14 protein-coding genes are annotated in these 14,249 nt (G+C 70.3%); 11 read left to right on the forward strand and 3 right to left on the reverse strand.

The features are described 5' to 3' along the window. Positions 1 to 254 precede the first annotated feature (254 nt). Together ABDW35_RS04825 and ABDW35_RS04830 are read right to left on the reverse strand one after the other, a co-directional pair. Positions 255 to 773, reverse strand: coding sequence for a hypothetical protein (locus ABDW35_RS04825; RefSeq protein WP_343712719.1), 519 nt, complete (start codon positions 771 to 773; stop codon positions 255 to 257). A gap of 69 nt (positions 774 to 842) precedes the next feature. Further along, positions 843 to 2,348 (reverse strand): serine hydrolase domain-containing protein, encoded by a 1,506-nt coding sequence (locus tag ABDW35_RS04830; protein WP_343712720.1) that lies wholly within the window; start codon positions 2,346 to 2,348, stop codon positions 843 to 845. A 152-nt stretch (positions 2,349 to 2,500) separates the two neighbouring features. Here ABDW35_RS04830 and ABDW35_RS04835 point away from each other — a divergent pair, with 152 nt between their 5' ends. The 4 genes from ABDW35_RS04835 to ABDW35_RS04850 all read left to right on the forward strand — a co-directional run bounded on the left by ABDW35_RS04835 (position 2,501) and on the right by ABDW35_RS04850 (position 5,740). Further along, on the forward strand, positions 2,501 to 3,784 hold the full coding sequence (locus tag ABDW35_RS04835; RefSeq protein ID WP_343712721.1) for an MFS transporter: 1,284 nt from the start codon (positions 2,501 to 2,503) through the stop codon (positions 3,782 to 3,784). 11 nt (positions 3,785 to 3,795) lie between these two features. Continuing rightward, entirely contained in the window at positions 3,796 to 4,440 is a 645-nt protein-coding gene (locus ABDW35_RS04840; RefSeq protein WP_343712722.1) for a glutathione S-transferase family protein, read from the forward strand. A 69-nt stretch (positions 4,441 to 4,509) separates the two neighbouring features. Then, a complete protein-coding gene (locus ABDW35_RS04845) occupies positions 4,510 to 5,178 on the forward strand; it encodes a hypothetical protein (RefSeq protein ID WP_343712723.1) in 669 nt (222 codons plus the stop codon). Positions 5,179 to 5,254: 76 nt separating this feature from the next. Continuing rightward, entirely contained in the window at positions 5,255 to 5,740 is a 486-nt protein-coding gene (locus ABDW35_RS04850) for a Pycsar system effector family protein (RefSeq protein WP_343712724.1), read from the forward strand. Here ABDW35_RS04850 and ABDW35_RS04855 read toward each other — a convergent pair. Beyond that, positions 5,737 to 5,979, reverse strand: coding sequence for a hypothetical protein (locus tag ABDW35_RS04855; protein WP_343712725.1), 243 nt, complete (start codon positions 5,977 to 5,979; stop codon positions 5,737 to 5,739). The genes ABDW35_RS04850 and ABDW35_RS04855 overlap by 4 nt on opposite strands. Positions 5,980 to 6,312: 333 nt before the next feature. Between ABDW35_RS04855 and ABDW35_RS04860 the strand changes: the two genes are divergently transcribed. Genes ABDW35_RS04860 through ABDW35_RS04890 form a run of 7 tightly spaced genes read left to right on the forward strand, consistent with a single transcriptional unit; the run spans position 6,313 to position 14,241 of the window. Then, positions 6,313 to 7,485: a transporter substrate-binding domain-containing protein gene (locus tag ABDW35_RS04860; protein ID WP_343712726.1), complete on the forward strand. Its 1,173-nt coding sequence runs from the start codon at positions 6,313 to 6,315 to the stop codon at positions 7,483 to 7,485. A gap of 2 nt (positions 7,486 to 7,487) precedes the next feature. Next, on the forward strand, positions 7,488 to 8,087 hold the full coding sequence (locus ABDW35_RS04865; RefSeq protein ID WP_343712746.1) for an ANTAR domain-containing protein: 600 nt from the start codon (positions 7,488 to 7,490) through the stop codon (positions 8,085 to 8,087). Between the two features lie 3 nt (positions 8,088 to 8,090). Next, the gene (locus ABDW35_RS04870) at positions 8,091 to 8,939 is read left to right on the forward strand and encodes an ABC transporter permease (protein WP_343712727.1); all 849 of its coding nucleotides are present in this window, start codon (positions 8,091 to 8,093) and stop codon (positions 8,937 to 8,939) included. Beyond that, entirely contained in the window at positions 8,939 to 9,859 is a 921-nt protein-coding gene (locus tag ABDW35_RS04875) for an ABC transporter permease (protein WP_343712728.1), read from the forward strand. Before ABDW35_RS04870 ends, ABDW35_RS04875 begins: the two co-directional genes overlap by 1 nt. Before the next feature lie 35 nt (positions 9,860 to 9,894). Beyond that, entirely contained in the window at positions 9,895 to 11,517 is a 1,623-nt protein-coding gene (locus ABDW35_RS04880; RefSeq protein WP_343712729.1) for an ABC transporter substrate-binding protein, read from the forward strand. Continuing rightward, positions 11,507 to 12,460 carry an acetamidase/formamidase family protein gene (locus tag ABDW35_RS04885; protein WP_343712730.1) on the forward strand — a complete coding sequence of 318 codons (954 nt, stop codon included), beginning with the start codon at positions 11,507 to 11,509 and terminating at the stop codon, positions 12,458 to 12,460. The genes ABDW35_RS04880 and ABDW35_RS04885 overlap by 11 nt, the downstream gene beginning before the upstream one ends. A gap of 20 nt (positions 12,461 to 12,480) precedes the next feature. Beyond that, the gene (locus tag ABDW35_RS04890; protein ID WP_343712731.1) at positions 12,481 to 14,241 is read left to right on the forward strand and encodes an ABC transporter ATP-binding protein; all 1,761 of its coding nucleotides are present in this window, start codon (positions 12,481 to 12,483) and stop codon (positions 14,239 to 14,241) included. Positions 14,242 to 14,249 lie beyond the last annotated feature (8 nt).

Below are 14,249 nucleotides of genomic sequence, written 5' to 3' on the forward strand. Positions count from 1 at the left end.
GCGGCCTCGTCGGCGGCCTGCATGCCGGCGGCCTTGGCCCGGGCGACGGTGGCGGCACTACGGCCGTCCAGCAGGGTCGGGACGACGGCGCCATGGTCGGCCAGGCGCCGGGCGACGCCGCTGCCCATCGCCCCGGCGGCGATGACGGCGATGATCGGTTGCATCGGATGTCCTCCGGGTTCCTCCGCCGGCGGCCGCCCCTTCCGGGCCCCGACCGGGGGATGATGGCCCGATCCCGGAGGCGCGGGAAGAGGTCAGCTGGCGGTGTTCGCCCCGGCGACGGCGCCGACATAGGAGCGGACTCGCGGCCGGCTGCGCTCCGCGTCGCGGCGCCAGATCGTGTCGTCCTCATTGGCCGCGGTCAGCGGAACCGCCGGGCCGGTCCAGCCGCCGGCGCGCCAGCGGTCCTCGCGCGCATCCATGTCGACCGTGCCCTCGTCGTCCAGGATGTCGAGCGCGCCGTCATGCTCCGCATCCGTGACCTGGACCGAGACCAGGTAGCAGCCGCGGCGGAGGTGCTCGCCATAGGTCAGGCGCTCATCGTCCGGGAAGAACAGGCCGCGCAGGGATTCGAGGATCCCCATCCGCTGCTGCGGCGTGGGCGCCTCCTCGCGCCAGGCCTCCGGTTCGTCCTTCGGGTCGATCTCGTTGCCCGGCACCAGGCGGATCCGGTCCTTCGGGATGCGGCTGGCGATCAGCCGCTCGACCGCATCCTCCGCATCCTTCCGGGCATCGAACAGCGCGGTGAGAGTCCATTCACGGGCCTGCGACATCGCATCGTCTCCTCGGCAGCCCCCTCCGCCGAGGCAACGGGGCGCGGCGTCCCGCCGTTCCGCCCCTCCCTATCCGCGCCGGAAGCGCAGCACTCGGCTGCGGTTCAGCGCCATCCGCATGGTGTCGCCGTCGACGGCCAGGCCGATGCGCAGCGGCCAGGCGCCCTCCTTCCCCTCGGCCAGCAGCCGGCCGCCGCCGAGCGGCAGCAGCGGCGCCGAGATCCGGACCGGGCCGGCGCCCAGTTGCAGCCGCTCGCCGGCGATGGTGAAGCCGGCATGGAAGTCGGGGCAGCGCCATTCGCCCTGCACCCGGTCCAGCACGTCGTCCGGCGCGATCGGGCGGAAGCGGCGCGCGGCATGGCCGATCTCGCCCTCCACCGCCTCCCCCGTCCAGCGCAGCCGCATCGGGAAATGGGCCGAGAGCGAGACCGACCAGCCGTCCTCGCCGGGATAGAGGGTCTCGCCGGAGCCGAGGAAGCTGGCGACGCCGTCCTTCAGCTCGAGCCATTCCGGCCCCTGCTCGACCACATACAGCCCGTCCGGGATCGGCGTGCCGCGCTGCGGCAGGTCCTCGCCCAGCAGCGCCGCCATCAGCTTCAGCGCCGTGCCGTGCGAGACTGTGTCCTCGCGGTTCGAGACCACGGCGGCGCCGACGCCCTGCTCCGGGTCCAGCAGGAAGTGGGTCTTGTAGCCGAGCAGCGAGCCGCCATGCCCGACCAGCCGGCGCGCGCCGAGCCGGGTCCAGGCGAGGCCGAGGCCGTAGCCGGTCGGCCGTCCGTCGGCGAGAGGACGGGGCGCGCCGAGCCGGGCCAGCACGCCCTGCCCCGGCCCGCGATCGGCCAGCACCGCCTGCTGCCAGCGCACCAGGTCGTGCAGGCTGCCGGTGAGGCAGCCCGAGGCCGAGAGGTGGCGGCCGGAGGTGGCGAGCTGCCAGGCGCCGGTGCCGTCCTTCCAGTAGCCGGGGGCGAGGCCGCGGATCGGGTCGACCCAGGTCTCCGGCACCCGGAAGCCGATGCCCAGCGGCCCGGCGATGCGGTCGCGCACCAGGTCGGCGAAGGCGGCGCCGCGCCGCAGCAGCGCCGCGTCGAGCAGCCGGTAGCCGGTGTTGGAATAGGAGATCTCGTGCCCCGACGGGAAGTTGAGGTCCGTGAGGCGGTACAGGACCTCCAGGCTCTCCTCCCGGCTCACCGCCGCGCCCTGCGGCACGCCGAGCAGCGACAGGGTCTCGCCCAGGTCCGGCAGGCCGCCGGTCATGTCCAGCGCCCGGCCGGCGGTGACCGCCGCCAGGTCGCCGCGCAGGGAGGGCAGCAGGTGGCCGAGCCGGTCATCGAGGCCGATCCCGCCATGGGCGAGCGCCAGCGCCGCGAAGACATGCTTGGTGACCGAGGCGTAGCGCACCACCGTGTCGCCGGAGAAGGCGTTGCCGCCGGCCAGGCTGTCGACGCCGCCGCAGGCCTCGGCCCGGATCTCGCGCGCGTCGAACACCGCGACTCCGCCGCCGGGCTCGCCCGGCCCCCAGGCCGCGGCGATTCCGGCCGCCGCCTCCGCCGCCGCCGACCAGTGCAGCTCCGCCATCATCGCCTCCCGTTCCGCCGGATTCGGCCGCCGGCCGTCCGATCACGCTCCCTTATAGGCAGGATCACGGGATTTGGCTTCCGCGATCGGTGATCCGTTCCTACGCTCGGCGACGAGTCGCCGAAACCAGGCGTCGAAGGGGGAGGATCGAAGTGCCGGAAGCCGATCGCGAGGCGCTGTACCGCAAGGTCAGCCTGCGCCTGATCCCCTTCATGATCCTCCTGTACCTGGTCAGCTTCCTCGACCGGGTGAATGTCGGCTTCGCCGCCCTGACCATGAATGCCGATCTGGGCATCACGCCCTATGTCTTCGGCTGGGGCGCCGGGATCTTCTTCTTCGGCTACTTCCTGTTCGAGGTGCCGAGCAACGTGATCCTGGAGAAGGTCGGCGCCCGGCTGTGGATCTGCCGGATCATGGTGACCTGGGGGCTGATCTCGGCCGCCATGGCCTTCGTCCAGGGGATCTGGGGCTACACCATCCTGCGCTTCCTGCTGGGCGCGGCCGAGGCCGGGTTCCTGCCCGGCATGATCCTGTACCTGACCTACTGGTTTCCGGCGGCGCGGCGGGCCCGCTTCGTCGCCCTGTTCATGGCCGCGGTGCCGCTGGCCAGCGCGGTCGGCGCCCCGGTCTCCGGCCTGATCCTCGACAGCACCCATCTCTGGTTCGGGCTGAAGGGCTGGCAGTGGCTGTTCATCATCGAGGGGCTGCCGGCCTGCGTGCTGGGCCTGCTGGTGCTGGCCTGGCTGCCGGACGGGCCGGCCAAGGCGCCCTGGCTGAGCGAGCGGGAACGCGCCGCCATCGCCGCCGACCTCGAGCGCGACCGCGCCGCCGCTTCGCATCCGCCGCTGCACGCGCTGTGGCCGGCGCTCGGGGATGTTCGCGTCATCCTGCTGGGCCTGGTCTATTTCGGCATCGTCATCGGCCTTTACGGCATCGGCCTGTGGCTGCCGCAGATCGTCAAGGGCATGGGCTTCACCACGCTGCAGACCGGCTGGATCATCGCCCTGCCCTATCTGGTCAGCGCCGGCGCCATGCTGGTCTGGGGCCGGCACAGCGACCGCACCGGCGAGCGCGTGCTGCATGTCGCCCTGCCCGCTTTGGTCAGCGCCATCGGCTTCGCCGGCAGCATCGCCGTGTCCTCGACCATCCTGCAGCTGGTCTTCCTCGGCGTTGCTGCGATCGGCATCTACGCCACGCTCGGGCCGTTCTGGACGGTGCCGCCGGTGTTCCTGGGTGGCACCGCCGCGGCCGGCGGCATCGCCCTGATCAACTCGATCGGCAATCTCGGCGGCTTCGTCGGGCCCTATGCGGTCGGCTGGATCAAAGAGTCGACCGGCAGCTTCACCGCCGGCATGGCCCTGCTGGCCGCCAGCCTGGCCGCCGCCGCGGCGATCGCCCTGGTGGTCGGCCGCCATCTCCGCCGCGCCCCTGTCTGAGGAGTCCCGCCATGCCCTCTCCCACTCCGCAGCTTCGCCTCTGGGGCCGGGTCAATTCGGTCAATGTGCAGAAGGTGCTCTGGTGCTGCCAGGAGCTCGACCTGCCCTATGAGCGGATCGACGCCGGCATGCAGTTCGGCGTGAACACCGAGCCCGACTACCTGGCGAAGAACCCGAACGGCAAGGTGCCGCTGCTGATGGACGGCGACTACGTGCTGTGGGAGTCCAACGCCATCATCCGCTACCTGGCCCAGCAATATGGCGAGGGCGGAACCCTCTACCCGCCCGACCCGAGGATCCGCGGCGGGGTCGACCGCTGGCTGGACTGGACCCTGTCGACCCTGCAGCCAGCCGAGCGGCCGGTGTTCTGGGGCCTGGTCCGCACCCCGCCGGCGGAGCGGGACATGGCCGCGATCCAGGAAGCGGCCGACGCCGTGGCGGCGCTGTGGGGCATCGTCGACCGCCACCTGGCCGGGCGGCGCTTCCTGGAGGGCGAGGTCTTCACCCTGGCCGACATCGTGCTGGGCGCCTATGCCCGCCGCTGGTTCGGCATCGAGGGCTTCGCCAAGCCGGAGCTGCCGCAGCTGGAGCGCTGGCACGCGCGGCTGGCGGAGCGCGAGGGCTACCAGCGCTTCGTCGCGCCGCCGCTGACCTGAGCGGATGCCGGCCATTCCGCCGCGTCCCGTTTCCGCCTAAGCTTCGGGTATCTCTCGCCACTGCCGACGATGCCGAACCGAGCCCGCCTCCGCCCCGCCTGCCTGTCGCTGCTGCTGGCCGGGCTGTTCTGGGCGGTGGCCCAGCCCGCGGCGGCGGCGTCGATGACCTTCAAGCTCCAGGGTCCGGCGCGGGACTGCGCCACCTGCTTCTGGATCCTGGCCGAAGGCGAGATCGACCGCAGCACCCCGGAACGGTTCGAGGCCTTCCTGGCGCGGACCCCAGATCCGCCGCGGCTGGTCCGGCTCAACTCCCATGGCGGGCTGATCGTCTACGGCACGCGGCTGGGCCAGATGATCCGCGAGGCCGGCTTCGACACCGTGGTCGGGCGGGTCAAGATCCGTCACATCGACGGCCGCGACGAGACCCAGTTCTCCAACTGCTTCTCCGCTTGCACCCTGGCCTTTCTCGGCGGCGTCCGGCGCCGTGTCGACGGCGGCGACTTCGGCATCCACCGCCCGGCAGTCGACCAGGCCCGGGTCGGCCGGGCGGTCGATGCTGAGGAGATCCGGCAGGCGATGCGGCTGTCGGGCTATCTCATCGCCGCCTATGTCGCGCAGATGGGGGTCGACCCCGACTTCATCACCCGCAGCTTCGCCGGGCCGGAGATCCGGCTGCTCGACCATGATGATCTGGTCCGGCTGAAGGTCGTGACCGACGGGCCGGGCACCCCGGGCTGAACCGCCGGCTTGCGGTTTCCCGGCACGGCCGGTATCCAGATGTCACATTTCAAGACAAGGCATTGTCCGGGCCGAGATGAACGCCTCCGACCACATCGATTACCTCAAATCCATCAATCAGACCTTTCACGAGCAGATCAAGATCGCCGACCAGAAGGCGGCCTATATCTTCACGTTCCTGATCGCGCTGGTGGCCTGGTCGCCAGAAATGCGGTCGGTCTTCACCTGGACCCGCAGCGTTCCCTTCCCTTCGGCGAAATGGGTGCTGTGCCTGGCGCTTGTGGCGGCCCTGTCGGCCGGGCTGGTCTGCGTGGCGCTGGTGCTGCTGCCGCGCAAGCGCAACGGCGGCGCCTGCCTGTACTGGGCGGCTTGGCCGCAGGCCGGCGAGCGGCTGGAACACGCCGCCCGCCGCACGGAGCCCGGCTTCATCGCCGCGGAATACACCGCCAACGCCCGCAATCTGGCAGCGATCTGCCAGGCCAAGTACCGCTATGTCGCCTGGGCCTTCCGGTGCCTCGCCGTGGTCATCCTCTGCTACGTCCTGCTGATGGCGATCGGCTAGAGGTACTTCCCTTCCATGATCGCGAGCGTGTAGTCGCGATAGCTCATGCCCAGCTCCTCGGCCCGCGCCAGCCGGCGCAGGGCAATCTCGCGCGGCGGCGTCTTCCAGGCGGCGGCATGCGCCTTCTTCCAGCAGAAATGCCGCCAGGACGTCGCGGAATCCGGATGCTCCTCCTCCAGCGGCGGGCCGCCATTGTGCCCGAGGCCGGAGAGGAGCTGCGATGGAGTCGAATCTCTCATATCCGGGATCATATCCCGATATCGAGAAGACACCAGAGCCAATCTGTCTATCGTCATGGCGAGCCCCGCAGGGGCGTGGCCATCAGCGGCACCGCCCCGTGGATCGCCACGTCGCTTCGCTCCTCGCGATGACGCCGTGGTCAGGCCGGCGTAGACGCAATGTTGCATCGCGATTGACAGGGACCGGCCGGCCCGTATCCTGAGAGGAACAACACGATATCTTCTTGCCCGCGGGGCAAGAGCGGCAATGAAGCCCCATCCGCAAGCCGGCGACGGCAGGCGATGGGGTTTTGTGCGTTCAGGGGGCTTTGTTTGCGTTCAGTGGGGCAGGACGTGCGGGCGAGCTACGCGATCGGTCTTCTCTATTCGACCACCGGGCCCTATGGCGCCATCGGGCGCGAGGCGCTGGACGGCGCGCTGATGGCGCTGGAGGAGGTCAATGCCGATACGGGATTCGGCTTCAGCCTCTCCCCCGTCGCGGCCAATCCCGAAGGCGTGATCGACCGTTACCACGCCCTGTGCGAGGCGGCGATCCGCGAGGGCGGCTGCCGCCAGATCGTCGGCACCATCACCTCGCTGTCGCGCAAGGAGGTGCTGCCGACCATCGAGAAGCACGACGCGCTGCTGTGGTACATCTGCCCCTATGAGGGTTTCGAGAGCAGCGAGGCCGTGATCTACACCGGCGCCGCCCCGAACCAGCACATCGTGCCGCTGTTCCAGCATGTGCTGCCGCGCTGGGGCACCCGCGCCGTCCTGCTGGGCTCGAACTACATCTGGGGCTGGGAGGTGAACCGCGTGGCGCGCGAGCTGATCGGCGCCTGCGGCGGCGAGGTCCTGGCCGAGCGCTACCTGCCGATCGGCAGCGAAGATGTCGGCCGGTTGGTCCAGGAGGTGCGGGAGAAGCGGCCCGACTTCATCCTGAACAACCTGATCGGCCCGTCCAGCTACGCCTTCTTCCGGGCCTATCGGGCGCTGGCCGACAGCGACCCCGCCTTCGGGCCGGACCGCTGCCCGATCGTCAGCTGCAACCTGACCGAATGCGAGTTGGGGCTGATCGGCCCGGCCGGCGCCGGCCATCTCAGCAGCGCGATCTATTTCGAGGGCGTCGACACCGCCGAGAACCGCGCCTTCCGCGGCCGGGTGCACGAGCGCTTCGGCGCCGGTCGGCGCAGCTCGGCCTTCCTCGCCGGCGGCTATGCCGCGGTGCGGATGCTGGCGGAGGCGATCCGCGAGGCCGGCACCGATGCGCCGGAGGCGCTGCGGCCGGTGCTGCATTCCCGCCTCTTCGCCACGCCGCTGGGGCCGCTGGACATCGACCCGCGCACCAACCATGCGGCGCTGACGCCGTGCCTGGGCCGGATCGGCGCCGATGGCGGCTTCGAGATCCTGGACCGTGCCGCCGCGCCGGTGGCACCGGACCCGTACCTTGTCGAATTCGACGCCGCCGCCCTGGCCAGGCGCGTGCTCAAGCCCGGCGCCGCCCCGCGGCTGAAGCGGGTGAAGTGAGCATGCGCCGCGTCTCCACCCCCAACTTCCGCGGCCGCAGCGCCGTGGTGCTGCACCGGCCCCACCCCGCCGCCGACGCGGTGCTGCGCCAGCTCGAGCGGCTGGGCATCGCCGCCCGCGCCGCCTGGCCCGCGCTGGCCGAGGCGGATCTCACCGCCGATTTCGTGCTGTTCGACGCCGACACCGCCCATGACGGCCAGTTCCCCTGGGCCGCCGGCGCGCCGCCGATGCCGCTGGTCGCCCTGATCGGGTCGGAGGCGCCGGGCCGGCTGGACTGGGTGCTGGCCCAGGGCGCCACCGGCCACCTGCTGAAGCCGGTCGCCTCCGGCGGCGTGTTCAGCGCCCTGGTGATCGCCGAGCACGGCTTCGCCGAGCGCCGCGACCGCGAGGCCCGGATCGCCGATCTGGAGACGAGACTGCGCCTTCGGCCGGTGGTGGTGCGCGCCATCCTGACGCTGATGGCGCAGCGGGGGCTGAGCGAAGCCGACGCCTTCCGCGAGATCCGCAGCGCCGCGATGCAGCGCCGCCGCAGCATCGAGGAGCATTGCCTCGACCTTGCCGCCGGCCCGATCGACCCGGCCGCCGGCCGGCGCGGAGGCTGAGCCGTGGCGATCCTCAAGCAGCTCCTGCGCCGTAAGCTGGCCCTGTTCGGGCTGGTCGTGATCCTGGTCGTGGTCGCCGCGGCCCTGTTCGCCCCCTGGATCGTGCCCTTCTCGCCCGACGAGCAGCTGTTCGACGGGCTGACGCTGGAGGGCGCCCCGTTGCCCCCGGACGGCCGCTTCTGGATGGGCACCGACCTCTTGGGCCGGGACATGTTCTCGCGCCTGGTCTACGGCGCCCAGACCTCGCTGATCATCGGCGTGGTCGCCAATGGCGCGGCGGTGCTGATCGGCACCTTCTTCGGCGTCGTCGCCGGTTTCGTCGGCGGCTGGCTGGGGGCGGCGATGATGCGCTTCACCGACCTGATGATGGCCTTCCCCGCCCTGCTGCTGGCGATCGTGCTGGCCGCGATCTTCAAGCCGTCGCTGTGGATCGTGGCCCTGGTCATCGCCATGGTGAACTGGGTGCAGATCGCCCGCATCATCTACACCGAGACCCGGTCGATCGCGGAGCGCGACTTCATCGAGGCGGAATGGGGCCTCGGCGCCTCCCGCGGCCGGATCCTGCTGCGCCACGTGCTGCCGCATCTCCTGTCCAGCACCATCGTCTGGGGCACGCTCGGCATCGCCACCACCGTGCTGCTGGAGGCGACCTTGTCCTTCCTCGGCATCGGGGTGCAGCCGCCGACGCCGAGCTGGGGCAACATCATCTTCGAGAACCAGACCTATTTCTCGACCGCGCCCTGGCTGGTGTTCATCCCCGGCGCCGCCATCATCCTGCTGGCCCTGGCCTTCAACCTGGTCGGCGACGCGCTGCGCGACATCCTGGACCCGACGCAGAAGGGGCGGCACTGATGGGCGCCTATCTGCTCCGCCGCCTGGTCCAGGCCGTGCTGATCCTGCTGGGGGTCAGCCTGGTCACCTTCGTGCTGCTGTACCTGCTGCCGGCCGACCCGGCGCGGCAGATCGCAGGGCGCAGCGCGACGCCGGAGGTGGTGGCCAATATCCGCGCCCAGCTCGGCCTCGACCGGCCGTTCCACGAGCAGTATCTGCGCTATCTCACAGCATTGCTGCAGGGCGATCTCGGCCGCTCCTACCTGCAGCGGACCGAGGTGGCGACGCTGATCCTGAGCCGGCTGCCGGCCAGCCTGCTGCTGATGGTCGGCGCCATCGTCTGCGAGCTGGCGCTGGGTCTGACCATGGGCGTGGTCGCGGCGCTGCGGCGCGGCCGCGCGACCGACCACGCGCTGATGCTGACCTCCTTCATCGGCGTCTCGGCGCCGCAATTCGTGGTCGGCATGCTGCTGCTCTACGTCTTCGGCTGGCAGCTGGCCTGGTTCCCGCTGAGCGGCTACGGCACCTTCGCGCATCTTGTTTTGCCCTCGCTCACGCTCGGGCTGCTCGGCGCGGGCTGGTATTCGCGGATGATGCGGTCGGCGATGCTGGACGTGCTGCGCCAGGACTACATGCGCACCGCCCGGGCCAAGGGGCTGGGCGCCTGGCGCGTGGTGCTGGCGCATGCGCTGCCCAACGCCCTGCTGCCGATCATCGCCATGATCGGCATCGATATCGGCCTGTTCATGAGCGGCATCGTCGTCGTCGAATCCGTGTTCGGCTGGCCCGGCATCGGCCAGCTGACCTGGCAGGCGATCCAGCGCATCGACATCCCGATCATCATGGGGGTGACCCTGGTCTCGGCCGTCGCCATCGTGCTGGGCAACCTGCTGGCCGACCTGATCGCCCCCTTCATCGACCCGAGGATCAAGCTGCGGTGACGGATAACCGCGCCGAACCAAAGACAGGAGGTTTCATGCTGAAGTCGTTGCTGCTCGCCGGCGCCGCCGCCCTCACCCTGGCGCTCGCCTCACCCGCGATGGCCCAGGACATCAAGCAGGGCGGCACCATGACCGTCACCTACAAGGACGACGTGTCGACCCTCGACCCCGCCATCGGCTATGACTGGCAGAACTGGTCGATGATCAAGAGCCTGTTCGACGGGCTGATGGACTACAAGCCGGGCACCACCGATCTGGTGCCGGACCTGGCCGAGAGCTTCACGGTTTCCCCGGACGGGTTGACCTACACCTTCAAGCTGCGCCAGGGCGTCAAGTTCCACAATGGTCGCGAGCTGAAGGCCGCCGACGTCAAATACTCGCTCGACCGCGTGGTGCAGCCGGAGACGCAGAGCCCCGGCGCCGGCTTCTTCGATTCGATCCAGGGCTTCGAGGACGTGTCCAAGGGTAAGGCCAAGGAGCTGAGCGGCATCGAGACGCCGGACGACTACACCGTCGTCTTCCGCCTGACCCGGCCGGACGCGCCCTTCCTGCACAAGATGGCGCTGAACTTCTCGCATGTGGTGCCCAAGGAGGAGGTGGAGAAGTACGGCGCCGATTTCGGCAAGCACCCGGTCGGCACCGGCGCCTTCCGGATGACCGAGTGGACGCTGGGCCAGCGCATCGTGTTCGAGCGCAACCCCGACTACTTCCACAAGGGGCTGCCGCATCTCGACAAGATCGTGTTCGAGGTGGGCCAGGAGCCGGTGGTGGCGCTGCTGCGGCTGCAGCGCGGCGAGGTCGACATCGCCGGCGACGGCATCCCGCCGGCCAAGTTCCTCGAGGTCACCCAGGACCCGGCCTATAAGGGCCTGATCATCCAGGGCAGCCAGCTGCACACCGGCTACATCACCATGAACGTCAAGGCCAAGCCCTTCGACGACGTGCGGGTGCGCCAAGCGGTCAACATGGCGATCAACAAGGATCGCATCATCCGCATCATCAACGGCCGCGCCAAACCCGCGAACCAGCCGCTGCCGCCGTCGATGCCGGGCTATGCCGCCGACTACAAGGGCTATGCCTATGATGTCGAGGGCGCCAAGAAGCTGATGGCCGAGGCCGGCCAGGGCAGCGGCTTCACCACCGACCTTTACGTCGCCAACACCGACCCGCAGCCGCGCATCGCCCAGGCGATCCAGCAGGATCTGGCCCAGATCGGCATCAAGGCCGAGATCAAGGCCCTCGCCCAGGCCAACGTCATCGCCGCCGGCGGCGACGAGAAGCAGTCGACCATGATCTGGTCGGGCGGCATGGCCTGGATCGCCGACTTCCCCGATCCGTCCAACTTCTACGGCCCGATCCTGGGCTGCGGCGGTGCCGTGCCCGGCGGCTGGAACTGGTCCTGGTACTGCAACGCGGACCTGGACAAGCGCGCGGCCGAGGCCGATGCGATCGCCGACCCCGCCAAGACCGCCGAGCGCGAGGCCAAGTGGCGGGACATCTTCCTCGACGTCATGAAGGACGCGCCCTGGGCGCCGGTGTTTAACGAGCAGCGCTACACCATCCGGTCCGAACGGATGGGCGGCGACGACGCCCTATTCGTCGACCCGGTCCACATCCCGGTCAACTACGACAACGTGTACGCCAAAGATGCCCAGTAATCCCCACCACCATCACCACACCATCCACGGCGCGCACCACCATTTCGGCTGGAACCGGGACTTCCCGCCGGTGGCCACGGTGGCGCCGGGGACGACGCTGGAGTTCGACTGCCTGGACAGCTCGGCCGGGCAGCTGACGCCCGCCAGCACGGTCGCGGATGTGGCGACGCTCGATTTCGGCAAGGTCAACCCGGTCACCGGGCCGATCCTGGTCGATGGGGCCGAACCAGGCGACGCGCTGAAGATCACGCTGGACCAGTACGCGCCCTCGGGCTTCGGCTGGACCGCCAACATCCCCGGCTTCGGCCTGCTGGCGGACCAGTTCAAGGACCCGGCGCTGCATGTCTGGCGCTATGAGGCCGACGCGCTGGCCCCGGCCCTGTTCTCGACCCTGGCGAAGGTGCCGCTGAAGCCCTTCGCCGGGACCATCGGGGTGGCGCCGGCCGAGCCCGGGCTGCATTCGGTGGTGCCGCCGCGGCGGGTCGGCGGCAATCTCGACATCCGCGACCTGGCGGCCGGGGCGACGCTGTGGCTGCCGGTCGAGGTGGCGGGGGCGCTGTTCTCGATCGGCGACACCCATGCCGCCCAGGGCGACGGCGAGGTCTGCGGCACCGCCATCGAGAGCCCGATGAAGGTGACGCTCAAGCTCGACCTGGTGAAGGGCGCCAATCTGCGGATGCCGCGCTTCAGCACGCCGGGCCCGGTGACGCGCCATCTCGACGCCAAGGGCTATGAGGTGACGACCGGCGTCGGTCCCGACCTGATGGAGGGGGCGCGCATCGCCGTCGCCGAGATGGTCGAGCTTTTGTGCCGCACCCGAGGCATGGCGGCGGTCGACGCCTACATGCTGTGCTCGGTCTGCGGCGACCTGCGCATCAGCGAGATCGTCGACCAGCCGAACTGGGTGGTGTCGTTCTATTTCCCGCGCATCGTCTTCGAATGAGCGGCGGGACGACGCCCCTGTTGAGCGTCCGCGGCCTGCGCACGAAGGTCGCGACGCCGGCGGGGCCGAAGCTGGTGGTCGAGGATCTGAGCTTCGACCTGAACCCCGGCGAGACCCTTTGCATCGCCGGGGAATCGGGCAGCGGCAAGTCGATGACCTCGCTGTCGATCATGGGGCTGCTGCCGCAGCCCATGGCTCGGGTCGCCGGCGGCCACGTGCTGCTGGAGGGCCGGGACCTGCTGGCGCTGCCCGAGCGGCAGATGCGGCGGGTGCGCGGCGGCGAGATCGCGATGATCTTCCAGGAGCCGATGACCAGCCTGAACCCGGTGATGTCGGTCGGCCGGCAGATCGCCGAGGCGATCCGCGCCCATCGCAAGGTCGACGGCGCCGGGGCTCGCAAGCTGGCGCTGGAGGCGCTGGAGGCGGTGCGCATCTCCGAGCCCGAGCGCCGGCTGCGGCAGCATCCGCACGAGCTGTCGGGCGGCATGCGGCAGCGGGTGATGATCGCCATGGCGTTGGCCTGCCGGCCCAAGCTGCTGATCGCCGACGAGCCGACCACGGCGCTGGACGTCACCATCCAGGCCCAGATCCTGGAGCTGATGCGCGACCTGCGGCGCCAGTTCGGCACCGCGCTGATCCTGATCACCCACGACATGGGCGTGGCGGCCGAGATGGCCGACCGGGTGGTGGTGATGCACCAGGGCCGGGTGGTCGAGAGCGGCCCGGTGGTGCCGCTGTTCGAGGCACCGCGCCAGGAGTACACGAAGGCGCTGCTGGCCGCCGTGCCGAAGCTGGGCCAGATGGCCGGCCGCGACGCGCCGCTGCGTGCCGATGCCCCTGCCCTGCCCCAGGCGGCGGCCAATGAGCCGGTCGTCGCCGTGAAGGACCTGACCGTCCGCTTCGACATCGCCGGCGGGCTGCTGCAGCGCACCGTCAGGCGCGTGCATGCGGTCGAGAATCTTTCCTTCGCGCTGAACCCGGGCGAGACCCTGGCCCTGGTCGGCGAGAGCGGCTGCGGCAAGTCGACCACCGGCAAGGCGCTGATGGGGCTGGTGCCCTGGCGCGGCTCGATCCGCATCGCCGGGGCCGAGGCCGCCGGGCTGGGTCCCACCGCGCTGAAACCGCTGCGCCGGAACATCCAGATGGTGTTCCAGGATCCCTACGCCTCGCTCGATCCGCGCATGACCGTGGGCGAGCTGGTGGCCGAGCCGCTTGTGATCCACGGGCTGGCCAAGGGCGGCGAGCTGGCCGACAGGGTCGAATGGTTGTTCCGCCGCGTCGGGCTGGCGCCGGAGCTGCGTCACCGCCACCCGCATGAATTCTCCGGCGGCCAGCGCCAGCGCATCTGCATCGCCAGGGCGCTGAGCCTGTCGCCCAGGGCGATCATCGCCGACGAATCCGTCTCGGCCCTCGACGTCTCGGTCCAGGCCCGGGTGCTGGACCTGCTGCACGAGCTGCAGGCCGATCTCGGCCTCGCCTATCTCTTCATCTCGCACGACATGGCGGTGGTGGAGCAGATCAGCCACCGTGTGGCGGTGATGTATCTCGGCCAGATCGTCGAGACCGGCACCCGCCGCCAGATCTTCGAGGATCCGCGCCACCCCTATACGAAGAAGCTGATGCAGGCGGTGCCGGTCGCCGATCCGCGCCGCCGCCGCGACCATTTCCAGCGCCTGTCCGGCGAGGTGCCGAGCCCGGTGCGGCCGGTCGACTACCGCCCGGTCCTGGTCGACCTGGCCGATATCGGCGGCGGGCATCTGGTGGCGCGGGAGGCCGCCTGAGCGACCTC

The sequence above is a fragment of the Inquilinus sp. genome (genome assembly GCF_039594555.1).
Taxonomy (GTDB): Bacteria; Pseudomonadota; Alphaproteobacteria; order DSM-16000; family Inquilinaceae; genus Inquilinus.